Raw genomic sequence first — 26,333 nt, 5'->3', positions numbered from 1 at the left:
TGCCGCATGGCAGACGTCGCGCAGCTCTCGACCGGTCTGCGGCGTGGAACTCTGGAGTTCTGTGTGCTCGCCATGGTGGAGCACGAGGACCGGTACGGCACGGAGATCGTGCGCCGCTTCGGCGACGAGACGAACCTCGCCGCCTCCGAGGGCACCATCTATCCGCTGCTGTCCCGGCTGCGTCGCGTCGGCTGGCTCGACAGCAAATGGAGCGAGTCGCCGTCGGGTCCGCCCCGGCGCTATTACGCCCTCACCGACAGCGGTCGGTCGGCGCTGGCGCACTTTCGCACGGAATGGGTTTCCTTTCGGCAAACCGTCGACCGTCTCGTAGGGACCGGTGGGGAATGAGCAGCGACCAGTACGACGTCGTCGTCGCCGAGTACCTGCAAGAGATCGAGCAGCGGCTGCACGGCCTGCCCGTGCTGCAACGCCGGGAGCTGCTCGGCGACCTCGAAGCGCACATCGCGACCGAGCGGGCCGAGCGCGGCGTCTCGTCGGAGGCCGACCTCCTGCACGTCCTGGAGCGGCTCGGCGCGCCGGCGGTGGTGGCCGCGGCGGCTTACGAGGAGGCCGGGCTGCCGCAGCCGGCGGTCCCCGCGGCGGCGGTGGGATCCGCGCCTGGCCCGGCGGCCGTGGCGCCCGGCGGGACGGTGACGTTCGCGGCATCGTCCCGCTTCAGCGGGTGGGCCGAGCGGACGGCCTCGATCGGCGGGGCGGCGGCGCCCGCCTCGGACGTGCCGTCACCGGCGCCCGCTTCGGTCGTGCGGGCGCCTGCCTCGGTCGTGCCGCCGGCGTCCGCTTCGGTCGTGCGGGCGCCTGCCTCGGTCGTGCCGCCGGCGTCCGCTTCGGTCATGCCGCCGCCGAAAGACCTGCGCCCGACCCGGCCCGGCCCGTTCCCGCCGGGCGGTCCGTTGCGCGGCCCGGGTGGACCCGGCCGACCGGGCGCGGGACCGCCCTTCGTGGGCGGGCCGCCGCTTGCTCCACCACCTCCGGCTCCGGCCGATCGCCCGGACTCCGGCGCCTGGATCCGCGTGGCGATCGCCGGCGCCGTCGTGCTCGTCCTGTTCCTCGTGCTCGGCTGCCTGGCCGGTAGCTTCCTGCTCGCCAGCGGTGAGACGGACCCCGGACCCGCCGTCGTGCCGGCCGAGCCGCCGCGGCCGGCCGACCCGATCGAGATACCCACGCAGTAAGCGGTCCTCAGTCGATCCGGGGCAGGGGTGGGCCGAGAACGTCGTCCGCGTCGACGATCGTGTACGCGTACCCCTGCTCCGCGAGGAACCGCTGGCGGTGCGCGGCGTACTCCGTGTCGATCGTGTCCCGGGAGACGACCGTGTAGAAGTGGGCCTGGCGCCCGTCCGCCTTCGGTCGCAGTACCCGCCCGAGGCGCTGCGCCTCCTCCTGGCGCGAGCCGAAGGTGCCGGACACCTGGATCGCCACCGCCGCCTCCGGCAGGTCGATGCTGAAGTTGCCCACCTTCGAGATGACCAACGTCCGCAGCGTCCCCGCGCGGAACTCGTCGAACAGCCGCTCGCGCTCCTTGTTGGTGGTGGAGCCCTGCACAATCGGGGCGTCGAGATACTCGCCGAGCTCGTGAAGCTGGTCTATGTAGCCGCCGATGACCAGCGTCTGCTCGCCCGCGTGCTTCTCCACCAGGGCGCGGACCACGGGCAGCTTCGTGCGGGCGGTGGCCGCGACCCGGTAGCGCTCCTCCGCCTCGGTCACCGCGTACGCCATGCGTTCCGCGTCCGTCAGGGTCACCCGGACCTCGGTGCACTCGGCCGGGGCGATCCAACCCTGCGCCTCGATGTCCTTCCACGGTGCGTCGTAGCGCTTGGGCCCGATGAGCGAGAAGACGTCGCCCTCGCGGCCGTCCTCGCGGACCAGGGTCGCCGTCAGGCCCAGGCGGCGACGGGCCTGCAGGTCGGCGGTGAAGCGGAAGATCGGCGCCGGGAGCAGGTGCACCTCGTCGTAGATCACCAGTCCCCAGTCGCGGGCGCCGAACAGGTCGAGGTGGGTGAAGGCGCCGCCGCGGCGGGCGGTCAGGACCTGGTACGTCGCGATGGTGACCGGGCGGATCTCCTTGCGCTCGCCGGAGTACTCGCCGATCTCCTCCTCCGTCAGCGACGTGCGGGCGACCAGCTCCCGCTTCCACTGGCGACCCGCGACGGTGTTGGTCACCAGGATCAGGGTGGTCGCCTTCGCGGTGGCCATCGCGGCCGCGCCGACCAGGGTCTTGCCGGCGCCGCAGGGCAGCACGACGACGCCGGAACCGCCGGCCCAGAAGCCCTCGACCGCCTCCTGCTGGTACGACCGCAGCGTCCACCCGTCCTCGGCGAGCTCGATCGGGTGCGCCTCGCCGTCCACGTACCCGGCGAGGTCCTCGGCCGGCCAGCCCAGCTTGAGCAGGGCCTGCTTGAGCCGTCCCCGCTCGGAGGCGTGCACCACGATGGTTTCGTCGTCGATGCGGGCGCCCAGCATGCCGGCGAGCTTCTTGCTCTTCGCCACCTCGATCAGGACGATCTTGTCCAGCCCGCGCAGGACAAGGCCGTGCGAGGGGTCGTTGACGAGCTGGAGGCGGCCGTACCGGTCCATGGTCTCGGCGACGTCGACCAGCAGGGCGTGCGGCACCGGATAGCGGGAGAACTTGATCAGCGAGTCCACGACACCCTCGGCGTCGTGGCCGGCGGCCCGGGCGTTCCAGAGCCCGAGCGGCGTCAGCCGGTAGGTGTGCACGTGCTCGGGCGAGCGCTCCAGCTCCGCGAACGGCGCGATGGCCATCCGGCAGGCCTGGGCGTCGGGGTGGTCGACCTCCAGCAACAGGGTCTTGTCGGACTGCACGATCAGGGGTCCGCCGCTCACCAGAAGCCCTTCCACGAACGAGAGAAGACCCTCCAGTCTGACACGGTCCGTCACTCCTCCAGGACCGCTGCCGTCACCCGGTGCAGGGCGAAGGTGTGCAGCGTCTCGGTCCGCTCGTCCTCCGCGCGCAGGTAGCCGGCGCTCAGCGACACCGGGCGTACCAGCCTCGACAGCGTTGCGCCGTGCGAATCGACGTACCCGACCCAGACCCGGGCCTTGTCCCGGACGGCCTGTTGCAGCACCGCCATCGCCTGGGTGTGTGCCTGCACGGAGGTGAGGCCCGGCACGCTCTGCCCGGTCGCGGCCCGGACGGTGACCGGCGCGCGGCGGGCCGCGCGGGTGGCGACGTCACCGCGGCGGATCTGCTCGACCACCCCGGCCAGGAGGGGGCCGGTCAGCGTCGGGGGCCCGGCCTGATCGCCGAGCCGGAAAGAGACCGGGGTACGGGTGGGAGCCCGCCGTACCTTGGGCCGCGACAGTACGGCCGCCCCCGCAGCGTCCTCGGCGACCGGGGCGAAGCCGGCCTCCCGCAGAGCGCCCAGCAGCCGGGCCAGTTGCAGGGGGCTGACCAGCACCGTCGGCGCGAGCCGGCGCAGGGACGCCGTGGCCAGGCGCTTGTCCGCCAGCACCTCCGCGACCAGCGCCTCGTCGTCGCTGCGCAGGTAGGAGCCGGCGGAACCGGCACGCAGGCCGCCGTGCTTGCGAGCGGCATCGTCGATCAGGTAGGTGAGCGCCTGCGGCACCGGCGTCCGGGACCGGCGGCGGAAGAGCGCGTGCAGGTCGGTGGCCGCGTAGCCGACGTCGAGCGCCTGCCGGACGCTGGCGGCGGTGACCCGGTGCACGCTCGCCCCGCCCGCCGACTCCAGTTCGGCGATGACGTCCAGTTCCGCGGCCAGCTCCGGCTCCGGCGGCCCCGGCACGACGACGGACAGATCGGCCTGCACGAGGACGTGGTCCACGGGGGCCGGCAGCAGCGCGTCGAGGGCGCGGACGGCAACGGACGCGCCCGGCATGAGGTCGCCGCCGGGTCCGGCGCCGAGCGGGTCGTGCTCGTCCGGGTCGTCGCCGGCCTGCAGCAGCCGCCCGTACGAAGTGAGCGCGCCGAGCCCGGTCACGCCCAGCGTCGCCGCGCCGGCCAGAACGTCGCGGTGCGCCTGCTCCCGCCCGCGGGCCCGGCGCGGCGCCTGCCACGCGAGCAGGCCGAGCAACTCCTCGGAGCGCGGGGCGGAACCAGGGGACAGCTCCGCCAGCGCGGCCAGAACCTCCCGGCGTGCCTGCGGGGCGCCCGCCCGCTCGGCGTCGGGCGCCAGCGCGTTGATCGGGCGGTCGCGGTCGTCGCGCTGCCCGACCAGGCCGGGCTGCCGGGTCATGGCCAGCCAGGCGTGGGCCAGCGCCTCCCAGCGCTGCGCGATGCTGAGCGCCCGCCACAGGTCGTAGGCGCCGGTGGGGAGGAAAATCTCGTCCACCGTGCCGGTCGCGCGGCTGGTGGTGACGCCGCGTCCGGTACCCGCCGCGTCGGACTCACCGAGCAGGCCGGCGGCGAACGCCACCTCCAGCAGCAGAGCCGTGGCGGGCTCGTCGAGGCCGGCGGTGCGTGCGAGACGCTTGAGATCACGTACGCCCAGCCCGCCGGTCTTGAGCACCGTGGCGGGCTCGACCGACAGGGCCTCCAGCAGCGTCTCGGTGGTGCGTACGGCCTCCATGGCCTGGCCGGCGCCCGCCGAGTCGACGGACTTCGGGTCGCGGGCCGACCCGTCCGGTGCCGGCGGCAGCGGGCGCAGCGGGCCGAGTGGTCCCGAGTCCCGGCGGAGCAACTGCCCGACCTCCCGGGGCAGCTCGACGAGTTCACCGTCGGGGCGGGGGGCACGACCGGCCTCGGTGACCGGCACCAGGATGTGGTTGTCGATCAGCCACCGCACCGGCTCGGCGACGCTGCCGCCCGACGCCAGCGCGCCGACCGGGGGACCGGCCGCGAGGCGGTCCAGCACGGCCCGGGCGCCCGGGGGCGCGGCCAGCACCGTACGGCGGAGTTTGGCCTTGTCCGCGCAGAGTGCCGCCGCCTGCGCGTCCAGGTAGTCCGCCGGACGGCCGAGGCCCGCCGGATACGGCGAGGTGACCTCGTCGACCGCGCCGACCACCTGCAGGGCCTCCTCGGGACCGTGAAGTAGGAAGCGGCTGCGCAGGCGGCCGACGGCGACCCGGACGTCGTCGGCCGGCGCCGCGGAGGCCAGCGCCAGGATGGCGGAGACCGAGGTCAGCGCCGTGTCCTCGGCGCGGCTGAGCCGCGCCGCGTCGAGGACCGCGAGGGTGAACTCGTCCAGGCCGTCCAGGCAGCGAGCCACCGAACCCCGGGACTGGGCGCGGACGGCGAGCGCGGAGACGTCGGACGGCACGGGTACGACGAGATCGGGACGCAACTGGATGAGCGCGCCCAGGGCGTCGTCGGAAAGCGACCGGAGCTGGTCGGCGAATGCGGTGGCCATCGCAGTCAACGCTAGCCGCCATGGGACGATTGGCGGGGGTCCGGGGCGTGGCCGGGCCGACGGAGAGACCAAGGGGAGTGACCTGTGGGGGCAAGCAACAAGATGCCGGGTACGGCGGTTCCGGCCGGCCGGGCCACCCAGAAGCCGGGCCGGGAGTCCTCGGTCAAGGAGGGGCACCTCGCCGTGTCCGAGCTGGTGAGCGACCGGGCCGGCGGCCCCTCGCCGTTCGGTGACGACCAGACCTTCCCGCTGCCGGTGGAGCGCCTGACCTACACGCCGACCACCACCCCGTGAGTCCCGCGGTCGGGTTCGATCTGGACATGACCTTGATCGACTCCCGACCCGGGATCCGCGCGGCCTACCGGGCGCTGACCGCGAGGACCGGCGTGCACGTCGACGCCGATCTCGCGGTCACCCGGCTCGGGCCGCCGTTGCGGACGGAGTTGCGGGAGTGGTTTCCCGAGACGGACGTGGAAGAGGCAGTGACCACCTACCGGGCTCTGTACCCGGACCACGCCATCGCGCCGACCGTGCCCATGCCGGGGGCGATCGCTGCGCTGGCTGCCGTACGGGAACGGGGTTTTCGGGTCGTGGTGGTCACCTCCAAGCTGGGCCGCCTCGCGGCGCTGCACCTCGCCCACCTCGGCATGAAATATGACGAGCTGGCGGGTGACCTGTTCGCCGAGGGCAAGGCGGCGGCGCTCACCGAACACGGCGTGCGCTGGTACGTGGGCGACCATGTGGCCGACATGGTCGCGGCGAACACGGCCGGGGTCCCGGGCATCGGCGTGGCGACCGGTCCCTGTACGCCGGAGGACCTGGCCGGGGCGGGAGCGGCGTACGTGCTCCCCGACCTGACCGGGCTGTCCGTTCTGCTCGACGAGATTACGGTTGGGTCCTGACCCGGCCGCTCGATAACCTAGCCGTGAGCAATCGAGTCCATTGAGTGAGGTTGAGGTCAGCGTGCCCACGGGTCGAGTGAAGTGGTACGACGCGGCGAAGGGGTTCGGGTTCGTCACCAGCGACGAGGGCGGGGACGTGTTCCTGCCCAAAGGCGCACTGCCGTCCGGGGTCGCCGACCTGCGGGCAGGTCAGCGCGTCGAGTTCGGGGTGGTGGACAGCCGTAAGGGAGCCCAGGCTCTAGGCGTGAAGGTCTTGGACGCCCCGCCGTCGGTGGCCGAGCTGCGGCGCCGGCCGGCCGACGAGCTGCACGGCCTGGTGGAAGACATGATCAAGGTGCTGGAGGCGAAGGTCCAGCCGGACCTGCGGCGCGGCCGCTATCCGGACAAGCGGACGGCGCAGAAGGTCGCCCAGCTCGTGCACGCGGTGGCGCGCGAGCTCGAGGTCTGACGCCGCACGAGACGAGAAAGGCCGCCCCTCGGGGCGGCCTTTCTCGTGTCAGCTCAGCAGAGTGGGCACCGCGGGCGTGAGTCCTGCCGCGGCGGCCCGGCCCAGCAGGGCGTCCGCCGCCGCGAGACCCTCTCTGCCCAGGTCGAGGGTGAACTCGTTGACGTAGAGCGCGATGTGCTGATCGACCACGCCGGGCTCCATCTCGTTCGCGTGGGCCAGGACGAACTCCCGGCTCGCGTCGGGATCGGCCCAGGCCATGCTCACCGAGGTGCGGATCCATTCCGTGGCGGCCCGCGGGTCGACGACGCCCTTGCGCGCCAGGATCGCACCGAGCGGGATGGGCAGGCCGGTGTCCGATTCCCACCATTCGCCGAGATCGGCGAGCGCCGTCAGGCCGTGGCGCGGATAGGTGAACCGCGCCTCGTGGATCACCAGGCCGGCGTCGTACGTGCCGTCGGCCACGCCCGGCATGATCCGGTCGAACGGGACCACTTCGATGCGCTTCGGGGCGTTGCCCCGCGACCAGAGGCGGAAGAGCAGGTACGCCGTCGTGCGATCGCCGGGGACCGCGACGGTGGCGCCGGTGAGGTCGCCGTCGTGGCCGTGCCGGGTGAGCACCAGCGGGCCGCAGCCTCGGCCCAGCGCGCCGCCGCAGGGCAGCAGCTCATAGTCGCCGAGCAACCACGGCAGCGCCGCGTAGCTGACCTTGACCAGGTCGAACTCCCCGCGCTCCGCGGCGGTGTTCGTCACGTCGACGTCCGCGAACGTCAGGTCGACGGTCGCCGCGCCGGGGATCAGGCCGTGCACGAGGGCATGGAACACGAAGGTGTCGTTGGGGCAGGGCGAGACCGCCAGAGATAGCGCCACGTCTGTCACGGTAACGACGAGGGTCGTGGGAAGCCCGTACCGGACGGTGTCTCCATCGCCACACCTCCCGCCCGCGTCCCGCCGCGAGCGGGGCGTTCCGGGATGCTGTCCACAGAGTTATCCACAGGCCTTCGCGGCGGCGTCGGTGAGGGCGGAGAATGCCTCCTTGAGACGCCAGGAGGCCCGGTCGCGCGGGCCGATCGGGTTCGAGATGGTCCGCAGCTCGGCGAAGGGCACCCCCGCGGCCCGTGCCGCGCAGGCCACGCCGTGACCCTCCATCGCCTCGGCGACCGCGGCGGGGAAGCGTGCGCTCAGGGCCGCGGCCGTCCCGGCGGTGCCGGTGACCGTGGCGAGGGTCAGCACGTCACCGATGACGGCGTGCGGCAGGGCGGACGACAGGGCCGCGAGCAGGTCGGCGTCGGCCTCGGCGACACTGCTGCCGAAGCCGAGCTCCTCGACGGGCAGGAAGCCGTCGGGCGTCTCGGCACCGAGATCCGCGGCGATGCTGCGGGCGGCGAGTACGACCGCGCCGACCTCCGCCCGCCCGGCGAAACCGCCCGCGATTCCGGCGCTGATCACCGCCCGGTAGGGGAGGCCGCGAGCCTCGGCAAGGGCCAGGAGGCGGGCGGTGCCCGCGGCCGCGGCCGCAGGGCCGACCCCGACCGCCGCGACGTCGACCGCGGCGGGATCGCCTCCGGCCGTTGTGGCGTCGACCGCGGCGGGATCGCCTCCGGCCGTTGTGGCGTCGACCGCGGCGGGATCGCCTCCGGCCGTTGTGGCGTCGACCGTGACGGGATCGGTTCCGGCCGCGGTGGTGGGGGTTTCGGCGGGATTGATCCCGGCCCGGACGGCGGCGGCCTCGGCCTCGACCGCGGTGACGATCAGCAGGCGCGCCGCCGTCACCGTCCGGCCTCGTCGGGCTGGGAGCTGTCGCCGCTGGTGGCGGACGAGGGCCGGTAGATGTGGAAGCCGGGCGGGGCGAGGTCGTCGTCGCGCGGTTGTTCCGGCGCCGAGGGCTGATCGGGCGCAGGCCCGGGTGTCGCCATCGGCGGTGTGAGGGCTTCCGATGGCTGGGTGGGCAACGGCTCGCCGTTCGTGGCGCTGGAGCGGGAGAACAAGCGGCGCCTGCGGCCGGTCGGTTTCCTCGGCAGCGGGGGTGCGGGCGGGCCGGACGCCGGGGCTGTGGGCGGGTGTTCCCTCGGGCCCGTCGGCCGGCCGCCGTCCGGACTCATCGCGCCGCCGTCCGGACTCATCGCGCCGCCGTCCGGAGTCATCGCGCCGGATTGTCGCGCCCAGGCCGCCGGTGCCTCCGAGGGCGGCGAGGTGGGCAGTCCCGCCGCGTGCGGTGGAGTGGGCGGGCTTGCCGGGTGCGGCGACGTGGGCAGTCCGGCCGTCTGCCGTGAGACGGGCCGGCTTGCCGGGTGGGGTGTCGGCGGGCCGGCCGGGTGTGGTGGCGCGGGTGGTGGCGACGCTCCTGGGCCTGTGGGGATCGGCTGGGTAGGCGGTTCGCCGGTCGTTGCCGGTTGCTCCACGGTGACGGTGTCCTCGGCGGCGAGGTCAGGGCGTCCGTGGAGGCGTTCGCCGCGCAGGCGGGTTGCCACGATGGTGCCTCGGATCGCCGCGGCCAGCGCGAAGAGGGCGGCGACGGCGATGCCCAGGCGCCCGTCGAGGGGGATGATGCCGACCGCGCCGCCGATCACCCAGGCGATCATCAGGACGGTTTCCGAGTGGGCGAATGCGCTGGCTCGCAGGCGTTCCGGGACCCGTTCCTGGATGCTGGCGTCGACCGCGAGCTTCGAGATGCCGCTGAAGACGGACGCCACCAGACACAGCAGCGCCACCATGGGCAGCGTGAAGAAGAGCGCCGTCAGCACCGCCACGGCGGCAGTGATGGTCAGGCCGCTCGACTGCAGGGCCGCCGGGCGGCGGATGCGCAGCCGGGTGCCGATCGCGGTGGCGAGGAACGTGCCGACCGCCAGGGCGCCCCCGACCAGGGCCACGGCGCCCTGGCTGCCGATGTCTCGCCCGAAGAGGTCGGTGCCGAGCCCCTGCGCCTTCACGGCGAAGGCCAGATAGAGCAGCAGGAAGCCGTACAGACAACGGAAGCTGGCGCTGCCGATCAGGGTGCCCACGACCAGGCTGCCCGACAGCGGCCGGTCGGGACCGCGGCGCAGGCGCAGCACGGTGCGGAACGGGCGGGGCACCTCCTCGGGGGGATCCGAGTCGGCCCGCGGCGGCAGGCGCAGCGCGATCACCATGCCGACCAGGAAGATGACCGACGAGACCCGCAGCGGCCACTGCGGACCGATCTTGAACGCGAGCAGGCCGATCGGCGCCACCACCGCGCCCGCGAAGGTGCCGTAGACGCTGGCCCGGGCGCCCACCTGGGAAAGACCGACGCCTTCCGGCAGGAGGCGGGGAACGGCCGCGGACCTGGCCACACCGTACGCACGGGAGAGCGCGAGCACGCCGAACGCCGCCGGATAGAGTCCCCAGCCGAGCAAATTGTCGGAGATGACGTATGCCAGGAACGCGCGGCCGAGCATCGCCGTGGCGAGGGCATATCGCCGGCCGTGCCGGAAGTGGTCGAGCAGCGGGCCCACCACGGGTGCCAGCAGCGCGAACGGCACCATCGTGATGAGCAGGTAGAGCGCCACCTTGCTGCGCGCCTCGCCCAGCGGCACATTGAAGAAGATCGTCCCGGCCAGGCCGATGGCGATCAGGGTGTCCCCGGCGCAGGAGAGCGCGTGCAGGTCGAAGAGGCGGATCATGCCGATCTCCCCGGCCGCGCCACGGGCCCGGGCGTCGCCCACCCGGCGGGTCGCCCACGCGCTGCCGCGCAGCCCGCCTCGCACCAGCATCCGCATGGCCTTGACGCCGGTGCCGACGGTGCGTCCGATCGTGGGAAGCAGCGGCATCGCCCCATCCTGTCGCATCGGGGCGACTCGCGTCGCCTCCCCCACCGTCGGTGCGTCGACCGTCTCACCGGCACGGCGTCCGCGCTCGGCCTCGCGCGCGCGGCCGGCTCCTCGGTGGGTGCGTCCGGAGCGCGGCAGTGAGCGCTCGGGGGCTGTGGACACTTATGTGGGGGAGTCGTTGTCACGGAGGTTGGCCGGTGGGGGACAATGGCCCGGTGACGACCAGGACCGCCGCGAACCGTGCCGCCCGACTCGACCAGGTCTGCGCCGATGCGGTCGGCGTGGCGCGGGGTGCCATCACCGATGTGGACCAGGCCGACATCGGTGAACACCTCGAGGCGGTGGCCGAGGGCGACCGGGTCGTGACCCATTTCTTCGAGAGCCACCTGGCCGGATATCAGGGCTGGCGGTGGGCGGTCACCGTGACCCGCGTGCCCCGGTCGCGGCACGTCACCGTCTGCGAGACCGTGCTGCTGCCCGGCCCCGACGCGCTGATGGCCCCGGGCTGGGTGCCGTGGAACGAGCGGGTGCAGCCGGGCGACCTCGGCGTCGGCGACCTCATGCCCACCGCTCCCGACGACGACCGGCTCGCTCCCGGCTATGTGCTCAGCGACGACGCCGCGGTCGAGGCCGTTTCCTGGGAGCTCGGGCTCGGCCGGTCCCGGGTGATGTCCCTCGAGGGCCGCATGGAGACCGCCCAGCGGTGGTACGAGGGCGACTCCGGCCCGGACGCCCCGATCGCCACTGCCGCCCCCCGCAACGCCCGCTGCGGCACGTGCGGCTTCTACCTGCCGCTCGCCGGCTCCATGCGGACGATGTTCGGCGTCTGCGGCAACCTGTACGCCCCCGACGATGCCCGGGCGGTCAGCGCCGACCACGGGTGCGGCGCGCACTCGGAGGCGCTGCTCGGCGCGGCGGAGCAGCCGGTCGAGGAGCTGCCGACGGTCTACGACGACAGCGAGGTCGAGGCGGTGGCGGTGAGCCGAGGTCACGGCTCGGTGGAGGCCAGCGAGCCCGGCGAGGACTACGGCCATAGCTGAGGTACGCGCCCGCGAGGCCGACGCCGAGCGGTGACACCCTGCGGGTCGTCACCCGGCGGGGCCCGATCCCGGCGAGTGTCGGAGCCCGGCGAGTGCCGGAGCCCGGCGAGTGCCGGAGCCCGGCGGGGTTCAGCCCTGGCTGTTGACGCGGAATTCGGGGTGGGTCAGGGCGCGGCGGCGGCGCCGATGGGCGTCGTGCCTGAGCATCGTGATCAAGCCCGGGATGCCGAGGAGCAGGCCCGCCAGGCAGGTCCACAGCCAGTCGTCCGGGGCGTCGGCGAGGAGCAGGATCACGCCCGCGACCGCGAAGGCCGCGATGCCGGCCAGGGCGAAGGGCACCATCGGCGGGTCGAGAGGCTCCGGCCGCGGCTTGGTGCCGGTGACCGCGTCCAGCCCGGGCACGTGCGACTCCTCGGCGGTGGGGGAGGCTGTGCGCGGGGCGGGGGACGGGTCGGCCACGTGAATGAGGGTACGTCCCGGGAGATCGCCCGTGGGCAGTCGTGACAGTTGTAACAGTCCCGATCTTCTGTCGGGCCCCTCCTTCTGCTTCGATGCGCGTGACACCTTGCTGCTCCGCGTGGAAGGGCCCTCATGTCCACTGCCTCCGCAAGCGCGAACGACGAGTCCCCCACCGCCTCTCCTCCGGAGCGGAGCGGGCCTACCCCTCGCAATGGTCTCGATCGCTTCTTTCAGGTCTCGGCCCGCGGCTCGACGCTGGGGCGGGAGGTCCGGGGCGGGTTCGCGACCTTCTTCACGATGGCCTACATCGTGGTGCTCAACCCGCTGATCCTGGCCGCGGGCGTGGACGCGACCGGCGCGCGGCTGCCGGTGACCGCGCTCGCCGCCGGTACGGCCCTGGTCGCCGGCGTGATGACGATCCTGATGGGCGTCGTGGCCCGGTTCCCGCTGGCGCTCGCGGCGGGGCTGGGCGTGAACGCGCTGGTGGCGTACGAGATCGCACCCGAGATGACGTGGGCCGACGCGATGGGTCTGGTGGTCATCGAGGGTGTGGTGATCGGCGTGCTGGTGCTGACCGGGCTGCGGACCGCGGTGTTCCGTGCCGTGCCGACCCCGTTGAAGACCGCGATCGGCGTCGGCATCGGCCTGTTCCTGATGATGATCGGCCTGGTGGACGCCGGGTTCGTCCGGCGCATCCCGGACGCCTCGGGCACGACCGTGCCGGTCGAGCTGGGCATCGGCGGCAAGCTGACGACCTGGCCGCTGCTGGTCTTCTGCCTGGGCCTGCTGTTCACCCTGATCCTCTTCGTCCGCCGGGTGAAGGGTGCGATCCTGATCGGCATCCTGGCGACGACGGTGCTGGCCGTCATCGTCGAGGCGATCGCTCACGTCGGTCCTTCCTTCGTCGATGGCAAGCCGAACCCCGACGGCTGGGCGCTGAACGTCCCCACGCTGCCGGACAAGATCCTGGACCTTCCGGACCTGTCGCTGCTGGGCCAGTTCAACGTGCTGGACTCGTGGAGTCGGGCCGGCTGGCTGGTCGTCATCATGTTCGTGTTCACGCTGCTGATCACGGACTTCTTCGACACCATGGGCACGATGGTGGCCGTGGGTCAGGAGGGTGGGCTGCTGGACGCTGCGGGCATGCCGCCACGCACGCGGGAGATCCTGCTGGTCGACTCCGTCGCCGCGGCGGCCGGTGGTGCGGCGAGTGTGTCCAGCAACACCTCGTTCATCGAGAGCGCGTCGGGTGTCGCCGAGGGCGCGCGTACGGGCGTCGCCAACCTCGTCACGGGCGTGTTGTTCCTGCTGGCGATGTTCCTGGCGCCGCTGGTCACGGTGGTGCCGTTCGAGGCGGCGTCCACGGCGCTGGTGGTGGTCGGCTTCCTGATGATGACGGCGGTCCGGCAGATCGACTGGACGGATCCCGAGATCGCGATTCCCGCGTTCCTGGCCATCACGCTGATGCCGTTCACGTACTCGATCTCGAACGGCATCGGCGCGGGCGTCGTCTCGTACGTCGTCATCAAGCTCGCCGTCGGCAAGGCCCGGCAGGTGCGGCCGTTGCTGTACGGCGTGGCCGTGCTCTTCGTCCTGTACTTCCTTCGTGGCCCGCTGGAGTCCGCCCTCTTCTGAGGCGGGTGCGTTACCGTGCCCGGTGACTACGGTCATAGGCGAATTCGATGTCGTTAGCCTAGCTCATTAGCTAGGCTAAGCAACGTGATGGAGCGGTCGGTGGCGGAGCGCATGACAGCCGAGCAACTGGCCATCTCGCTGCGCGAGGCGATCACCCGGCTGGGCCGCCGGGTGCGCCAGGCCCGGCCCATCGGGGATCTCACGTTCAGCCAGCTCTCGGCGCTGACCAGCCTTCAGCTCTCCGGGCCGCTGACTCCTCGTGAGCTCGCCGACGTGGAGCGGGTGCAGCCGCCGACGATGACCAAGATCGTCGGCAAGCTGGAGGAGCGCGGCCTCGTGGCGCGTACGCCCCACCCGACCGATCGCCGCCAGGTCTTCCTGATGGCGACCGAGCGGGGCCGGGTCGTCTACGCGCAGTTCGAAGAGGCGCGCAACGAGTGGCTGGCGAAAAAGCTGGCCGAGCTCACCCCCGAGGAACGCGACACGCTCGAACGGGCCGCGCGGATCCTGCAGCAGGTCGCCCGGTCCTGACCGACCCGCCTCCTGTCGCTGCCGTCACATGGCGATGACGCGTACGACCGAGGAGGAGGCGCAGCCGAGTGCGGGCAGTGCTGAGCACGACTTTCAGGTCCCTGCAGGTTCGTAACTACCGGATCTTTTCGACCGGTCAGCTCGTGAAGCTGGTCGGCGTATGGATGATGTTCACCGCACAGGACTGGCTGGTGCTCGACCTCTCCGGCAACTCGCCGGGTGCCCTGGGCATGGTCACCGCCCTGCAGTTCATCCCGGTGCTGCTACTGACCCTCTGGGGCGGCAAGCTCGCCGACCGGTACGACAAGCGCGCCCTGCTGATCGTCGCCAACGCGATCTTCGCGGTCACCGCGATCGTCTTCGCCGCCCTCGTGGCCGTCGGGGTCGTCGTGCTCTGGCACGTGTTCCTGTTCGCCCTGCTCCTGGGCGCCGCCAGCGCCATCGAGACCCCGGTCCGGCAAGCGTTCGTGTCCGAGCTGGTGGAGCTGCCGCTGCTGCCGAACGCGCTGGCGCTGTCCGCGGCGACCTTCAACACCGCACGCATCGGCGGTCCGGCGCTGGCCGGCGTCGCCCTCGCGCTGTTCGGCACCGGCCCGGTGTTCCTCATCGCCACGGTGCTGGCGATCGCGCCGGTGTTCAGCTACTGGCGGATGCGCCCGGCCGACCTGCACCGCTCCGGCAAGCCGGTCAAGGCCGGCGATGCGAAGATCGTCGACGGTCTCAGGTACGTCTGGAAGCGGCAGGATCTGCTGCTGCCGATCGGGCTCATGGCGGCCATCGGCATGATCGGTTTCAACTTCCCGGTCACGCTGGCCGCCCTCGCGAAGATCCACTTCCACGCCGGCCCGTCGTCCTTCGGCCTTTTGACCACGGCTCTGGCGGCCGGGGCGCTCGTCGGGGCGCTCGCCGGCAGCGGGCGGCGCACCAGGCCGGGCGCCTACCGGGTGCTCGGCGCGGCCCTGGCCTTCAGCGTCTTCGAGGTGGCGGTGGGCTTCGCGCCGACGTTCGCCGTCGCGATGATCCTGCTCGTGCCCACCGGCTTCTTCTCGATCTACCTGGCCCAGGCCTGCAACCACCGGGTGCAGATGGGCGTGGACGCGCGCTACCGGGGCCGTGTGATGGCGCTGTACGTCTTGGTCTTCCTGGGCACGACGCCGGCCGGCGCCACGCTGGCCGGCTGGTGGGGCGAGCATTTCGGGGTGCCGTCGAGCATCTGGGCGGCGGGCATCGTCTGCCTGGTGGCGACGGCCGCGGCGCTGCTCTGGCAGTTGCGGGCCAGCGGTGACCGGCTGAGCGTACAGGCCGACCCGCGGCCTCGCCTGACCCTGATCCGCACCCCGGCGGCGGAGGAAGAGGATCGGCCCGCCGTCGCCGCCTGACCGCTCAGTGGGGGGTATCGCAGGATGACGTGTACGAGGCAGCTTCCGCGGTGGCGACCGCGGCGTCTCCGGCGCGGATCGCCTCCAGCAGGGTGTGGTGCTCCTTGTATTCGTCCGGGCTCAGCGAGGCCCCGAAATGGCCCCGCAGCGACTCCCTGATCACCTGACCGAGGTCGGCGTACAGCTCGATCAGCACCTCGTTGTGGGAAGCCGCCACCACGGCCTGGTGGAAGGCGGCGTCGGCGTCGACGAAGGCGTCCCGCTCGCCCATGGTCCAGGCCTGCTCCCGCCGGGCGTACAGGGTCTCCAGCCGGTCGAGGTCGTCGTCGGTGCGCCGGCGGGCCGCGAAGGCCGCGGCGGCCGCCTCGAGCGTGCCGCGCAGCTCGCGCACGTGCGCGGGGTCCGCGGTGGCGAACCGGCGTTGCATGACGCCGGCCAGCTCGCTGGTGGCCACGACGTAGGTGCCCGAGCCCTGCCGGATGTCCAGGAGGCCGTTGTGGGCGAGGGCGCGTACCGCCTCGCGGACGGTGTTGCGGGCCACACCGAGCTGGGTGACCAGCTCGAGCTCGGTGGGGATGCGGTGACCGACCGGCCAGGCGCCCGAGGTGATCTGGTGACGCAGCTCGGCGATCACGCGGCCGGACAGTGATTCCGCTCTCGGCACGGGACCCAGATTCATCCCATGATTCTATGATCGGTCCATGACGTTGACCAGCACCGGCCATTCCTCTATCGGCAGCAGTTCCGCCGGGATGGGTAGTTCTGCCGGTCACGCCGACGTCGTCAGCGGTGGCGACCCCGGTGCTTCGCCCCGCCGCGGTCTTTTCGCCGTTCGCGGTCGAGGCTTGGCCGTCGCCGCGCTGGTGCTCGCGGCGATCAACCTGCGGCCGGCCGTGGCCAGCCTGGGGCCGGTGCTCGCCGAGGTGCGCGAGAGCCTCGGCATGAGCGCCACGGTCGCCGGTCTGCTCACCTCCGTGCCGGCGCTCTGCTTCGCGGTGATCGGCTCCACCGCGCCCCTGCTCGCCCGCAGGTGGGGGACGGCCGGAGCGGTCGCGGTCGGCGCGACGGCGCTGGCGCTCGGGCTCGCGGTGCGCCCCTGGGCCGGCGGCACGCCCCTCTTCCTGGCGCTGACCGCGCTCGCCTTCGCCGGGATCGCGCTCGCCAACGTGCTGCTGCCCGTCGTCGTCAAGCAGTGGTTCCCCGACCGGGTCGGTGCCATGACGGGCCTGTACTCGGTCGCACTCAATCTGGGCGCCTCCGCCGCCGCCGCGGTCACCGTGCCGCTGACCGGGGCGTTCGGCGGGGACTGGCGGCTCGGCCTCGGCGTCTGGGCGGTGGCGGCCGCGCTGGCCCTGCCCCTGTGGGTCCGCCTTGCGCGCGTCCGCACCGGCGCCCATCCGCGACAGGGGACGGCCGCTCGGCCGGCCGGGCCGGCGCCGCGTCTGTGGCGCGAGCCCGTGGCCTGGGCGCTTGCGGTCTTCTTCGGGCTGCAATCCACCAACGCGTACGTGATCATGGGTTGGCTTCCCCAGGTCTTCCGGGACGCAGGGCTGTCGGCGAGCACCGCGGGTCTGCTGTTCGCCGTGATCGCGCTGCTGGGAGTGCCGTTGTCGTTCGGGCTCTCCGCGGTGGCGGGCCGGCTGCCGCGCCAGAGTGGGATCGCCGTCGGGCTGGGGCTCTTCGGCCTGGCCGGCTTCGCCGGGCTCTGTGTCGCGCCCGCCGCGGCGCCCTGGGTGTGGTCGATCCTGCTGGGCATCTCGAACTGCGCGTTCCCGCTCGCACTGACGATGATCGCGCTGCGGGGTCGGGACGCCGCGGTCGTGGCCCGGCTGTCCGCCTTCGCGCAGAGCACCGGATATCTGCTATCGATCCCCGGACCGGTCGTCGTCGGCGCGCTCTACCAGCACAGCGGAAGCTGGCGGGTGCCACTCGCGCTCATGGCGGCGCTCATGGTGCCCCAGATGGTCGCCGGCTACCTCGCCGGCCGTGACCGCCGGATCGGCTGATCGCGGAAGCTGGCAGACCCAGTCATCCGAACGGCCCTCTCGGTCCCGGTCCGCGACCGCCTAGCGTCATGCCGTGGGCATCACGCACATGATGATGGTGGTGGCGGCGCTCCTGGCGTTGTTGTTCCTTCCGTGCGCGGTCGCCATCGTGGCGTGCGCGGACGCTCTTCCCTGGCGTCGCCTTCGGACCCGGGGCGGGCGCGACGTTCACGCCCTGCGCCGGCTCGATCGCCGGCTCAATGCCGACGGCCCGCTCGCGCCGCCGCCGGTGTCCCGCCCCGGCGTCGAGGAACTGGCCGCCGACCTGCGGCGCCTGGCGCGGCAGCGACGCGGCGGTCCCACCGTCGAGTCCGCCGCCTGGCTGGCCGCGGTGATGCGGGCGTACGATCACCGGCTCTCCCTGGCCAGCGAGGCCCTCGGCCTGCCGCACCACCTGGCCGTGCTCGACGGGATGGACCTCGATCTGGAGCGGATGCGGGTCGAGGAGGAGCTGCGGGCCGCGGGGATGCGTCTCCGCTAGGGTCACGGCGTGCGGCTTTTCGTGGCGATCTATCCTCCGGACGACGTCCGCAAGGACCTGTGGCAGCGACTCGGACCGGGCCGGCAAGGCCTGACAGCGATCGAGAAATGGCATGTGACGCTCGCATTCCTCGGCGAGGTGAGCGAGGAATGCCGGCCCGCGCTGGAGGAGGCCCTCGCTCGCGTGACCGTGCCGCGCGGGCGTGAGCTGCGCCTGCGGGGTGGCGGTGACTTCGGCGGCAGGGTGATCTGGGCCGGAGTGGAGGGTGAGCTCGGCGACCTCAACGAGGCGGTCCGGGCGGCCGCGCGGGGCGTCGGGGTGTCGCCGGACGGTCGTCCGTACACGCCGCATCTGACCGTCTCGTACGCGAGCGACGACGCCGTACGGCAGGCTCTCGACGGCTATGCCGGGCCTTCGTGGACTCTCGGCGAGATCGCGCTGGTGCGCGTGGAGCCGGACGGCGCCTACACCACGCTGCGGACCTGGTAGCTCAGGAGCTCTCGCGGGCGGCCGGGCCGCCGCCGAACAACACGTCGTCCCAGCTCGGGAGGCGCTTGCGGGGCTTCGCCGGCTCCTCCGCCTCGGATTCGCCGGGCTGGGCGCCGACGGTGCGGCGCGGCCGGAGGACGGCCAGGCTCGGCACCGCCGGGACCTCCTTGGGCAGGTCCGCGTCGTCGTCGAAGGCCGAGCCGGCGCCGCCGCCGAGCAGCGCCGCGGCGCCACCCGCGACCGGGCGGCGGGTTTCCGGTGCGGCCGGCTCGAGGCCGCGGCCGGGACGTTCGCCGCCCAGCGGACGGTCGAGTGAGGCCAGCAGGGCGTCGCGTCCGGCACGGATCGGATCGCGGACCGGGCGGGGCGCATCCGTCGACAGTCCGCGACCGGCGCGGCCGGGCTCCGCCGTCCGGGTCGGGCCGGGCAGGCCGTGCCCGCCGCGCTCGTGCCCGCCGCGCTCGGGGGCGGGCTCCTGGCCGAGGATCTGGGTGGGCCGCTCGGCGCACAGATACTGCGCCATGTCGTCGTGCGGCGCGACCACCTGGCGGCCCTTGTCCAGGTCCCAGACCGCCTGCGCGGTGGCCTTGCCGGACGGCCAGGTGGCGATGATGCGCCAGGTGCCGTCGTCGCGGCGGAACGCGTCCCAGGAGATCTTCTCCGTGTCGATGCCGTGCTGGGCGAGCCGGCTGTCGACCACCTCGGCCAGCGGCGCACCGGAGTCCGATGTCTTCAGCCGGGTGCGGCGGGCGTGCTGCGCGAGCATGGCCCGTTCCTGCAGAACCGGGCCGGCGTAGCGCAGGACCCGGTCGACCGGCACGCCCGCGACGCGCGCGACGTCCTCGGCGGACTCGCCCGAGCGGATCCGTGCCTGGATGTCCCGCGGGGACAGTGTGGCCATCGATTCGCCGGTCAGTGCCACCGCGGTGCTGTTCGGCGTCACGGTGCCGCCGCCGCCCTCGTGATGCAGGGCGCCGCTGACGCGGTCGTCGATGGGGAGTGCCAGGAGCCGGCCGACCTCGTCGGCGAGCACCAGGGCCTGACCGTCCTCGGAGAGGGCGACGAAGCGTACCGGCCGCATGCGTTGCCTCCGTCCCGTCGCTGGCCTGTTCCCGAGAGTCAGCCACCCGGGCGCGTTTCGGAACACGGTACGCGCCTCGGTCACCCGATGGTGGTATGCCACGCCGTCGAAGTCATTGACCAGCGAAGATGATCTTCAACGGATATCGCCTTGCCGTGGCGCGGCGCGGGTCCTAGAAAGGCGGCATGACCGTCGAACTCCGCCCGGTGACCAAGGACGACTTCCGCGCCGTCATCAAGCTGGAGGTCGCTCCCGACCAGTCCGGTTTCGTGGCGCCGAACGTCGTCGGCATCGCCGAGACCCACATCTATCCGGACGCCGAGCCGCGCGCCGTCTACGCGGACGGGGAGTTGGTCGGCTTCGTGCTGCTGCATCCGGGCGACAACCCGGGCGAGCACGTCCTCGTCCGCCTCATGATCGACCACCGGTTCCAGGGTCGCGGGCTGGGCCGGCAGGCGCTCGAGGCCGCCGTCGCGTTCGCCGCGAGCGAGCACGGGGCCCATACCGTACGGCTCAGCTTCGTGCCGTCCAACGACCGGGCCCGCGGGCTCTACCTCTCCGCGGGCTTCGCCGAGACCGGGGAGATCGACGACGGGGAGATCGTCATGGCCCGCAAGATCACAGGCGACTGACGACGAAGTCGATGCAGCGGGTGAGCGCCTCGACGTCCGCCGGGTCCACGGTGGGGTAGAGCGCCACCCGCAACTGGTTGCGGCCCAGCTTGCGGTACGGCTCGGTGTCCACGATCCCGTTCGCGCGCAACACCTTGGCGAGCGTGGCGGCGTCCACACCCTCGGCGAAGTCGATCGTGGCGACCGCGTGCGAACGCAGCGCCGGATCGGTGACGAACGGGGAGGCCACGTCGGAGCGGTCCGCCCAGCCGTAGATGGCCGCCGCGCTCTCGGCGCTGCGCTTGGTCGCCCAGCCGAGGCCGCCCTGCGCGTTCATCCAGTCGATCTGCTCGGCGGCGAGGAAGACCGTGGCCAGCGCCGGGGTGTTGTACGTCTGCTCGAGCCGGGACTGCTCGATGGCGGTGACCAGGTCGAGGAACTGCGGGATGTAGCGGCCCGACGCCTTGATCTCGTGCGCCCGCTCGATCGCCGCCGGCGACATCAGCGCGATCCAGAGCCCACCGTCGGAGCCGAACGCCTTCTGCGGCGCGAGGTAGTAGACGTCGGTCTCGGTGAGGTCGACGTCCAGGCTGCCGCCGCCCGAGGTGGCGTCGGTCAGCAGCAGCGCGCCCGGGTCGGCGCCCGCGACCCGCTTGACCGGCACGGCGACGCCGGTCGACGTCTCGTTGTGGACGCTCGCGTACGCGTCGACGCCCGGCTCGGCGCTCAGGTAGGCCGCGCTGCCGCCCGGCGCCCGGTGCACGGTCGGCTCAGCGAGGAAGGGTGCGTCGGCGACCGCCTTGGCGAACTTGGCCCCGAACTCGCCGAACTCGGCGAACTGGGCCTTGTCGCGGACCAGTCCGAAGGTGGCGGTCTCCCAGAAGGCGCTGGTGCCGCCGTTGCTGATGACCACCTCGTAGCCGTCCGGAAGGGAGAAGAACTCCCCGATCCCGGTGCGCAGGCGGGCCACCTGCCGCCTCACCGTCTGCTGCCGGTGCGACGTCCCGAGGAAGGTGGTGGACAGCCGGGCGAGTGCCTCGACGCCCTCCGGGCGCACCTTGCTCGGGCCGGAACCGAACCGGCCGTCGACGGGTTTGAGGTCGTCGGGGATGCGGATCGGATCAGTCACGGGGGGTCCTTCTCCTCGGTGGCGAAGCGATTACAGATTATGCGGGACCGCGTCCCAGCCCTCCACGTCCTGGGGCTTGCGGGCGGGCGGTCCCACGTAGCGCGCGCTGGGCCGCACGATGCGGCCGAGCTTCTTCTGCTCCAGGATGTGCGCGCTCCACCCGGCCACCCGGGCACAGGTGAACATCGAGGTGAACATGTGCGCCGGGACCTCGGCGAAGTCGAGCACGACCGCGGACCAGAACTCCACGTTGGTCGCCAGGACGCGGTCGGGCTTGCGCGCCTGCAGTTCGGTGAGGGCGGCGCGTTCCAGCGCCTCGGCCACCTCGAATCGGGGCGCGCCCAGCTCCTGGGCCGTCCGGCGCAGCACCCGGGCCCGCGGGTCCTCGGCGCGGTAGACGCGGTGGCCGAAACCCATCAGGCGCTCGCCGCGGTCGAGGACGCCCTTGACGTATCCCTCGGCGTCGCCGCTGCGCTCGACGGCCTCGATCATGTGCAGCACGCGGGAGGGCGCTCCGCCGTGCAGCGGCCCGGAGAGGGCGCCGATGCCGGAGGAGATGCAGGCGGCGGCGTCCGCACCGGTGGACGCGACGATCCGTGCCGTGAAAGTGGAGGCGTTGAGCCCGTGTTCGGCGGCGGAGATGAAGTACGCGTCGACCGCCTTGACGTGCCGGGGATCCGGCTCGCCCCGCCACCGCTTCATGAAGCGCTCGACGATCGTCTGTGCCTTGTCGATGTCCTTCTGTGGCACGGCCGGCAGGCCCAGCCCGCGCGCGGCCTGGGCCACGAACGACAGAGCGGTCACCGACACCCGGGCCAGGTCGGTGCGGACCTGGTCGTCGTCGACGTCCAGAAGCTGGGAGAGCCCCCAGTACGGCGCCAGCATCGCGACCGCGGACTGCACGTCGACCCGGATGTCGCCGGAGTGCACCGGCACCGGGAACGGCTCGGCCGGCGGCAGCCCGGGCCCGAACCGCCCGTCGACCAGCAGCGCCCAGACGCTGCCGAAGGACACCTGCCCGATGAGGTCCTCGATGTCGACTCCCCGGTAGCGCAGGGAGCCGCCGTCCTTGTCGGGCTCGGCGATCTCGGTCTCGAAGGCGACGACGCCCTCCAGGCCCGGCTTGAAATCGGACACGACGCCTCCTGGGGAGTCCGGCTGGTCGAAGCCGTGGGTGTCTCATCTTGCCCGCCGGTGACCGGTCGGTCGACCCGCGGGAATGTGCTGTCTGCGACACCTATCCTCCCGGAGGGGACGCGGCGGCGTACACGACTTAGGTTCGTTGGGTCGATCTCGGAAAAGGAACGCATGTGACGCCGGAACAACCGTTGCCCGCCGCGATGCGGCGCGACTACACCGAGCGCGGGGCGCTGCTCGAGAGCGACCTGGCCGCGGCCTGGCCGGAGCAGTTCGCCCGCTGGTTCTCCGAGGCGCTGGAGTACGCGCTGCCCGAGCCCAACGCCATGATCGTGGCGACCGCGGACGCCGCCGCGCGGCCGAGCGCCCGGACCGTCCTGCTCAAGGACTACGACGAGCGTGGTTTCGTGTTCTTCACCAACTACACGTCGCGCAAGGGCACCGAGGCGCTGGAGAACCCGCAGGCGAGCCTGGTGTTCCCGTGGTTCGCCATGCAGCGGCAGGTGATCGTGGGCGGCGCCGTGGAGAAGGTGGACCGGGCCGAGACCGAGGCGTACTTCGCGAGTCGGCCGCGGGGTTCCCGGCTCGGCGCGTGGGCGAGCCCGCAGAGCCGGGTGGTGCCGGACCGGGCCGCCGTCGACGCGGGGCTCGAGGCCGCCGTGGAGCGCTTCGGCGCCGACGGCGAGGTGCCCGCCCCGCCGCACTGGGGCGGCCTACGGGTAGTGCCGGAGACCGTCGAGTTCTGGCAGGGACGCAGCAATCGCCTGCACGACCGGCTGCGCTACCGCCGCACCGGCGGGAAATGGGTCGTCGAGCGGCTCGCCCCGTGAGCCAGGAGCCCGTGGAGGCGGCGGAGAAGGTCGTCGAGGAGCGGGACGGCAAGGGTTGGATGATCGACGTACGGCCGCTGCGCGGGGTCGCGTACCGGCGGATGTGGATCGGCAACGGAGTCTCCTACTTCGGCTTCCAGTTCACCGCGGTGGCCGTGCCCGTCGAGATGTTCGCGATCACGCACTCGTCCGCCTGGGTGGGCCTGCTCGGCATCGCCGGGCTCGTACCCCTGCTGATCTTCGGTCTCTGGGGCGGCGCCGCCGCCGACGTGGTGGACCGGCGCAAGCTGCTGCTCGCCAGCTCGACGCTGGCCTGGCTGTCCACCGTCGGCCTGCTGGTGCAGGCGTTGCTCGGGGCGCGCAGCGGTGTGCTGCTGCTGGTGCTCACGGCCGTGCAGTCGGCGGGTTTCGCGATCAGCTCGCCGACCCGGCAGGCGATCATCCCGCGGATCGTGCCCACCGCGCTGGTGCCCGCCGCCAACACCCTCGCCTACACCACGACGACCGCGGGCGGGGTGCTCGGGCCGCTCGCCGCGGGCCTCATCTTCGGCACCTGGTCGACCGGCGCCGGCGTCACCATCGCGTATGCGGTGGACGCCGTGCTTTTCACCATCTCCTTCTGGGCGGCGTACAAGCTGCCGCCCATCCCGCCGGTGCACGAGGACGGCCTTGCCGAGAAGCCGACCGCGGGACTGCGCGGCATCGCGGACGGCCTGCGGTTCCTCGCCATCCAGCCGGTACTCCTGCTCTCCTTCGCCATCGACATCATCGCGATGGTGCTGGCGATGCCCCGGGCGTTGTTCCCGGAGATCGCCGAGGACCGGTTCGGCGGCGGCGCCGCGGTCGGCTGGCTGTTCGCCGCGATCGCGATCGGCTCGGTGGTCGGCGGCCTCACCTCCGGCTGGATCGGCCGGGTACGGCGCCAGGGCGTCGCGCTGGTCGTCGCGGTGGTCGTCTGGGGTGTGGCGGTCGGCCTCGCCGGGCTGGCGAGCTCGCTGTGGCTGATGGTGTTGCTGCTCGCGGTCGGCGGCGCGGCCGACCTCGTCAGCGCGGTCTACCGGCAGTCGATCCTGCAGGTGTACGCGCCGGACCGGCTGCGCGGCCGTCTGCAGGGCGTCTTCACCGTCGTCGTGGCCGGCGGCCCGCGGCTGGGCGACCTGCGCGCGGGCGCCACCGCGGACGTCACCGGACCCGTGGCGTCCTGGGTGGGTGGTGGCTTCGCCGCTGCCGGGCTGGCCGTGGTGCTGGCCCTCGCCTTTCCCGCACTCGGCCGATACCGTCCCCCGGCTGACATCCCGGCGAACCGATAATGTCCTCTGCATGACCGAGCGCAGCGAGGGCTTCATCGAACACAGTCAGCTCGTGCCTCGCGGCGCCGGGGAGCGAAGCGAGGCGGCGGCGTGAGTGCTGTCGTGTCGGCGAGATCCGGGACTCAGTGGACGATCGAGGCGGGCGGCCATCGGGCCACGCTCGCGGAGGTCGGCGGCGTGCTGCGCGGCTACGCCGTGGGTGCGGTCGAGGTGGTGGACGGGTTCGGGCCGGACGAGATCTCGCCCGCCTCGGCGGGTCAGCTTCTCGCGCCGTGGCCCAACCGGATCCGCGACGGGCGCTACACGTTCGAGGGCACGTCGTACCAACTGCCTCTCACCGAGCCGGGCAAGCACAACGCGATCCACGGGCTGGCCAACTGGGCCCGGTGGCGCCTCGCCGACCGGACGCCGGATTCCGTCACGCTCGAGTTCGAGCTGCCGGCGCAGATCGGATATCCGTGGCCGCTCACGTTGCGGACCCGGTGGAGCGTCGGCGCCGAGGGGCTCCGCTCCGATCAGGAGGTTGTCAACACCGGCGACGCGAACGCGCCCTGGGGCTTCTCGGTCCACCCGTACCTGCGGCTGCCCGGTGTGGCCGTGGACGACATCCTGCTGCGGGTGCCGGGCCGCACCAAGGTCCTGACCGACGCCCGGTTGCTGCCGATCGGCGCGGTGAAGGTGGCCGGCGGCGAGTTCGACTTCACCGCGCCGCGCCGCATCGGCGCGGCCAAGCTCGACACGACCTGGGGAGACGTGATCACCGAGGCGGACGGCGGCTCCTCGGTCACCATCGCGGCGCCCGACGGCAGCCAGGCGGTGACGGTCTGGGGCGACGAGAGCTTCAAGTGGTGGCAGGTGTTCACGGGCGACACGCTCAGCGGCGAGCGGTTCCGCCGATCCCTGGCGATCGAGCCGATGACCTGCCCGCCCGACGCATTCCGGTCCGGGCGTGACCTGGTCGTGCTGGCGCCAGGGCAGGCCTGGCAGGCGTCCTGGGGCATCCGGAAGGCGGGCTGAGCCGTGGAGTTCGACGAGGTCGTCCGCCGGCGCAAGATGACCCGCGCGTACGACCCGGACCGCCGGGTGCCACCGGGGATCGTCGACAAGCTGATCAAGCACGCGCTGCGGGCGCCGTCGGCGGGCTTCTCCCAGGGCTGGGGCTTCCTGGTGCTGCAGGAGCCGCAGGAACGGGAGCTCTACTGGTCGGTCACCGCGGCCCCGGGGCCTGCGGATTCCTGGCTGCGGCGGATGCGCACCGCTCCCTTGATCATCGTTGCGCTCTCCAACAAGTCGGTCTACCTCGACCGATACGCCCAGGCCGACAAGGGCTGGACCGACCGGGACGAGCGCCGCTGGCCGGTGCCGTACTGGGACGTCGACACCGGCTTCGCCGCGCTGCTCATGCACCTGACCGCCGTCAACGAGGGGCTGGGTTCGCTGTTCTTCGGCATGCCGGCGGAACGGGTAGGTGCGTTTCGGGAGGCTTTCGGGGTGCCGGAGGTTTTTACTCCGGTTGGTGCGCTGGCCGTGGGCTATCCGGCGGCCGACAAGAGGTCACCATCACTACGCCGAGGGCACCGCCCGATGGACGAGGTGGTGCATCATGGCCGATGGAGCGCCACGGGGCGCGCCGACGCGAGTGACACCTGACCATGGGTGACCGCGTGAGGACGGCGCCGGTCATCAGGCTGGCGGCTCG

At 72.7% G+C, this 26,333-nt stretch carries 27 protein-coding genes; 17 read left to right on the top strand and 10 right to left on the bottom strand.

All coding sequences use genetic code 11. From position 1 onward, the window contains the following. Window positions 1-6 precede the first annotated feature (6 nt). Both EDD30_RS17200 and EDD30_RS17195 read left to right on the top strand, forming a co-directional pair. Window positions 7-348 (top strand): PadR family transcriptional regulator, encoded by a 342-nt coding sequence (locus EDD30_RS17200; RefSeq protein WP_071805113.1) that lies wholly within the window; start codon window positions 7-9, stop codon window positions 346-348. Then, entirely contained in the window at window positions 345-1,190 is an 846-nt protein-coding gene (locus tag EDD30_RS17195) for an HAAS signaling domain-containing protein (RefSeq protein WP_123678332.1), read from the top strand. The genes EDD30_RS17200 and EDD30_RS17195 overlap by 4 nt, the downstream gene beginning before the upstream one ends. Window positions 1,191-1,197: 7 nt before the next feature. On the opposite strand, the gene EDD30_RS17190 is transcribed toward EDD30_RS17195, so the two are convergent. Beyond that, window positions 1,198-2,859 carry a DNA repair helicase XPB gene (locus EDD30_RS17190; protein ID WP_071806682.1) on the bottom strand — a complete coding sequence of 554 codons (1,662 nt, stop codon included), beginning with the start codon at window positions 2,857-2,859 and terminating at the stop codon, window positions 1,198-1,200. 50 nt (window positions 2,860-2,909) lie between these two features. After that, a complete protein-coding gene (locus EDD30_RS17185) occupies window positions 2,910-5,342 on the bottom strand; it encodes a helicase-associated domain-containing protein (protein WP_123678331.1) in 2,433 nt (810 codons plus the stop codon). A gap of 84 nt (window positions 5,343-5,426) precedes the next feature. On the opposite strand from EDD30_RS17185, the gene EDD30_RS17180 reads away from it, so the two are divergent. From EDD30_RS17180 to EDD30_RS17170, 3 genes are all read left to right on the top strand, one after another. Beyond that, on the top strand, window positions 5,427-5,636 hold the full coding sequence (locus EDD30_RS17180) for a hypothetical protein (RefSeq protein WP_071806677.1): 210 nt from the start codon (window positions 5,427-5,429) through the stop codon (window positions 5,634-5,636). Continuing rightward, window positions 5,633-6,244, top strand: coding sequence for an HAD family hydrolase (locus EDD30_RS17175; protein ID WP_071806676.1), 612 nt, complete (start codon window positions 5,633-5,635; stop codon window positions 6,242-6,244). Before EDD30_RS17180 ends, EDD30_RS17175 begins: the two co-directional genes overlap by 4 nt. A gap of 61 nt (window positions 6,245-6,305) precedes the next feature. Continuing rightward, window positions 6,306-6,692: a cold-shock protein gene (locus tag EDD30_RS17170; protein ID WP_071806675.1), complete on the top strand. Its 387-nt coding sequence runs from the start codon at window positions 6,306-6,308 to the stop codon at window positions 6,690-6,692. 48 nt (window positions 6,693-6,740) lie between these two features. On the opposite strand, the gene EDD30_RS17165 is transcribed toward EDD30_RS17170, so the two are convergent. From EDD30_RS17165 to EDD30_RS17155, 3 genes are all read right to left on the bottom strand, one after another. Then, a complete protein-coding gene (locus tag EDD30_RS17165; RefSeq protein WP_071806674.1) occupies window positions 6,741-7,559 on the bottom strand; it encodes a 1,4-dihydroxy-6-naphtoate synthase in 819 nt (272 codons plus the stop codon). Between the two features lie 117 nt (window positions 7,560-7,676). Beyond that, window positions 7,677-8,462 carry a futalosine hydrolase gene (locus EDD30_RS17160; RefSeq protein WP_084556565.1) on the bottom strand — a complete coding sequence of 262 codons (786 nt, stop codon included), beginning with the start codon at window positions 8,460-8,462 and terminating at the stop codon, window positions 7,677-7,679. Then, window positions 8,459-10,477, bottom strand: a complete 2,019-nt coding sequence (locus EDD30_RS17155; protein WP_071806673.1) for an MFS transporter — start codon at window positions 10,475-10,477, stop codon at window positions 8,459-8,461. Before EDD30_RS17155 ends, EDD30_RS17160 begins: the two co-directional genes overlap by 4 nt. A 164-nt stretch (window positions 10,478-10,641) precedes the next feature. Between EDD30_RS17155 and EDD30_RS17150 the strand changes: the two genes are divergently transcribed. Beyond that, entirely contained in the window at window positions 10,642-11,517 is an 876-nt protein-coding gene (locus EDD30_RS17150) for a DUF3027 domain-containing protein (protein ID WP_342353764.1), read from the top strand. 129 nt (window positions 11,518-11,646) lie between these two features. On the opposite strand, the gene EDD30_RS17145 is transcribed toward EDD30_RS17150, so the two are convergent. Next, complete coding sequence (locus EDD30_RS17145) at window positions 11,647-11,859, bottom strand: DUF2530 domain-containing protein (protein WP_071806680.1); 213 nt, start codon at window positions 11,857-11,859, stop codon at window positions 11,647-11,649. A 249-nt stretch (window positions 11,860-12,108) separates the two neighbouring features. Here EDD30_RS17145 and EDD30_RS17140 point away from each other — a divergent pair, with 249 nt between their 5' ends. The 3 genes from EDD30_RS17140 (at window position 12,109) to EDD30_RS17130 (ending at window position 15,521) form a co-directional block, all read left to right on the top strand. Next, a complete protein-coding gene (locus tag EDD30_RS17140; protein ID WP_071806671.1) occupies window positions 12,109-13,611 on the top strand; it encodes an NCS2 family permease in 1,503 nt (500 codons plus the stop codon). 87 nt (window positions 13,612-13,698) lie between these two features. Beyond that, window positions 13,699-14,142 (top strand): MarR family winged helix-turn-helix transcriptional regulator, encoded by a 444-nt coding sequence (locus EDD30_RS17135; RefSeq protein ID WP_071806670.1) that lies wholly within the window; start codon window positions 13,699-13,701, stop codon window positions 14,140-14,142. Between the two features lie 68 nt (window positions 14,143-14,210). Beyond that, window positions 14,211-15,521 (top strand): MFS transporter, encoded by a 1,311-nt coding sequence (locus EDD30_RS17130; RefSeq protein WP_071806669.1) that lies wholly within the window; start codon window positions 14,211-14,213, stop codon window positions 15,519-15,521. A gap of 4 nt (window positions 15,522-15,525) precedes the next feature. On the opposite strand, the gene EDD30_RS17125 is transcribed toward EDD30_RS17130, so the two are convergent. Next, window positions 15,526-16,200: a FadR/GntR family transcriptional regulator gene (locus tag EDD30_RS17125; RefSeq protein WP_071806668.1), complete on the bottom strand. Its 675-nt coding sequence runs from the start codon at window positions 16,198-16,200 to the stop codon at window positions 15,526-15,528. Between the two features lie 22 nt (window positions 16,201-16,222). On the opposite strand from EDD30_RS17125, the gene EDD30_RS17120 reads away from it, so the two are divergent. The 3 genes from EDD30_RS17120 to thpR all read left to right on the top strand — a co-directional run bounded on the left by EDD30_RS17120 (window position 16,223) and on the right by thpR (window position 18,536). Further along, window positions 16,223-17,527 (top strand): CynX/NimT family MFS transporter, encoded by a 1,305-nt coding sequence (locus EDD30_RS17120; RefSeq protein ID WP_123678330.1) that lies wholly within the window; start codon window positions 16,223-16,225, stop codon window positions 17,525-17,527. Between the two features lie 73 nt (window positions 17,528-17,600). Then, window positions 17,601-18,047, top strand: coding sequence for a hypothetical protein (locus EDD30_RS17115; protein WP_170208274.1), 447 nt, complete (start codon window positions 17,601-17,603; stop codon window positions 18,045-18,047). 9 nt (window positions 18,048-18,056) lie between these two features. Then, window positions 18,057-18,536: an RNA 2',3'-cyclic phosphodiesterase gene (gene thpR / locus EDD30_RS17110; protein WP_071806840.1), complete on the top strand. Its 480-nt coding sequence runs from the start codon at window positions 18,057-18,059 to the stop codon at window positions 18,534-18,536. A 1-nt stretch (window position 18,537) separates the two neighbouring features. Here thpR and sepH read toward each other — a convergent pair whose 3' ends face one another. After that, the gene (sepH, locus tag EDD30_RS17105; protein WP_071806841.1) at window positions 18,538-19,617 is read right to left on the bottom strand and encodes a septation protein SepH; all 1,080 of its coding nucleotides are present in this window, start codon (window positions 19,615-19,617) and stop codon (window positions 18,538-18,540) included. 185 nt (window positions 19,618-19,802) lie between these two features. On the opposite strand from sepH, the gene EDD30_RS17100 reads away from it, so the two are divergent. Next, window positions 19,803-20,249 (top strand): GNAT family N-acetyltransferase, encoded by a 447-nt coding sequence (locus tag EDD30_RS17100; protein ID WP_071806842.1) that lies wholly within the window; start codon window positions 19,803-19,805, stop codon window positions 20,247-20,249. On the opposite strand, the gene serC is transcribed toward EDD30_RS17100, so the two are convergent. Next, complete coding sequence (serC, locus tag EDD30_RS17095; RefSeq protein ID WP_071806843.1) at window positions 20,236-21,357, bottom strand: phosphoserine transaminase; 1,122 nt, start codon at window positions 21,355-21,357, stop codon at window positions 20,236-20,238. The genes EDD30_RS17100 and serC overlap by 14 nt on opposite strands. 30 nt (window positions 21,358-21,387) lie before the next feature. Continuing rightward, window positions 21,388-22,494, bottom strand: a complete 1,107-nt coding sequence (locus EDD30_RS17090) for a citrate synthase 2 (RefSeq protein WP_071806844.1) — start codon at window positions 22,492-22,494, stop codon at window positions 21,388-21,390. A gap of 203 nt (window positions 22,495-22,697) precedes the next feature. Between EDD30_RS17090 and pdxH the strand changes: the two genes are divergently transcribed. The 4 genes from pdxH (at window position 22,698) to EDD30_RS17070 (ending at window position 26,284) form a co-directional block, all read left to right on the top strand. Continuing rightward, the gene (gene pdxH, locus EDD30_RS17085) at window positions 22,698-23,324 is read left to right on the top strand and encodes a pyridoxamine 5'-phosphate oxidase (RefSeq protein ID WP_211277862.1); all 627 of its coding nucleotides are present in this window, start codon (window positions 22,698-22,700) and stop codon (window positions 23,322-23,324) included. 59 nt (window positions 23,325-23,383) lie between these two features. Then, complete coding sequence (locus tag EDD30_RS17080; RefSeq protein WP_071806869.1) at window positions 23,384-24,634, top strand: MFS transporter; 1,251 nt, start codon at window positions 23,384-23,386, stop codon at window positions 24,632-24,634. A gap of 90 nt (window positions 24,635-24,724) precedes the next feature. Further along, entirely contained in the window at window positions 24,725-25,651 is a 927-nt protein-coding gene (locus EDD30_RS17075) for an aldose 1-epimerase family protein (RefSeq protein WP_071806846.1), read from the top strand. A 3-nt stretch (window positions 25,652-25,654) separates the two neighbouring features. Beyond that, window positions 25,655-26,284, top strand: coding sequence for a nitroreductase family protein (locus tag EDD30_RS17070; RefSeq protein WP_071806847.1), 630 nt, complete (start codon window positions 25,655-25,657; stop codon window positions 26,282-26,284). Window positions 26,285-26,333 lie beyond the last annotated feature (49 nt).

The sequence above is a fragment of the Couchioplanes caeruleus genome, assembly GCF_003751945.1.
Classification (GTDB): Bacteria; Actinomycetota; Actinomycetes; order Mycobacteriales; family Micromonosporaceae; genus Actinoplanes; species Actinoplanes caeruleus.
Note: the sequence above shows the minus strand (reverse complement) of the source record. Positions and strands in the feature narration are given on the sequence as shown.

Excerpts from the sequence above, each read along its gene's own strand:
- EDD30_RS17185 (WP_123678331.1), bottom strand. The coding sequence starts at position 5,342 with ATGGCCACCGCATTCGCCGACCAGCTCCGGTCGCTTTCCGACGACGCC.
- EDD30_RS17135 (WP_071806670.1), top strand. The coding sequence starts at position 13,699 with ATGGAGCGGTCGGTGGCGGAGCGCATGACAGCCGAGCAACTGGCCATC.
- sepH (WP_071806841.1), bottom strand. The coding sequence starts at position 19,617 with ATGCGGCCGGTACGCTTCGTCGCCCTCTCCGAGGACGGTCAGGCCCTG.
- EDD30_RS17125 (WP_071806668.1), bottom strand. The coding sequence starts at position 16,200 with ATGAATCTGGGTCCCGTGCCGAGAGCGGAATCACTGTCCGGCCGCGTG.
- EDD30_RS17195 (WP_123678332.1), top strand. The coding sequence starts at position 345 with ATGAGCAGCGACCAGTACGACGTCGTCGTCGCCGAGTACCTGCAAGAG.
- EDD30_RS17100 (WP_071806842.1), top strand. The coding sequence starts at position 19,803 with ATGACCGTCGAACTCCGCCCGGTGACCAAGGACGACTTCCGCGCCGTC.
- EDD30_RS17120 (WP_123678330.1), top strand. The coding sequence starts at position 16,223 with ATGACGTTGACCAGCACCGGCCATTCCTCTATCGGCAGCAGTTCCGCC.
- EDD30_RS17080 (WP_071806869.1), top strand. The coding sequence starts at position 23,384 with ATGATCGACGTACGGCCGCTGCGCGGGGTCGCGTACCGGCGGATGTGG.
- EDD30_RS17140 (WP_071806671.1), top strand. The coding sequence starts at position 12,109 with ATGTCCACTGCCTCCGCAAGCGCGAACGACGAGTCCCCCACCGCCTCT.
- EDD30_RS17150 (WP_342353764.1), top strand. The coding sequence starts at position 10,642 with ATGTGGGGGAGTCGTTGTCACGGAGGTTGGCCGGTGGGGGACAATGGC.
- EDD30_RS17155 (WP_071806673.1), bottom strand. The coding sequence starts at position 10,477 with ATGCCGCTGCTTCCCACGATCGGACGCACCGTCGGCACCGGCGTCAAG.
- EDD30_RS17200 (WP_071805113.1), top strand. The coding sequence starts at position 7 with ATGGCAGACGTCGCGCAGCTCTCGACCGGTCTGCGGCGTGGAACTCTG.
- EDD30_RS17145 (WP_071806680.1), bottom strand. The coding sequence starts at position 11,859 with ATGGTGCCCTTCGCCCTGGCCGGCATCGCGGCCTTCGCGGTCGCGGGC.
- pdxH (WP_211277862.1), top strand. The coding sequence starts at position 22,698 with ATGCGGCGCGACTACACCGAGCGCGGGGCGCTGCTCGAGAGCGACCTG.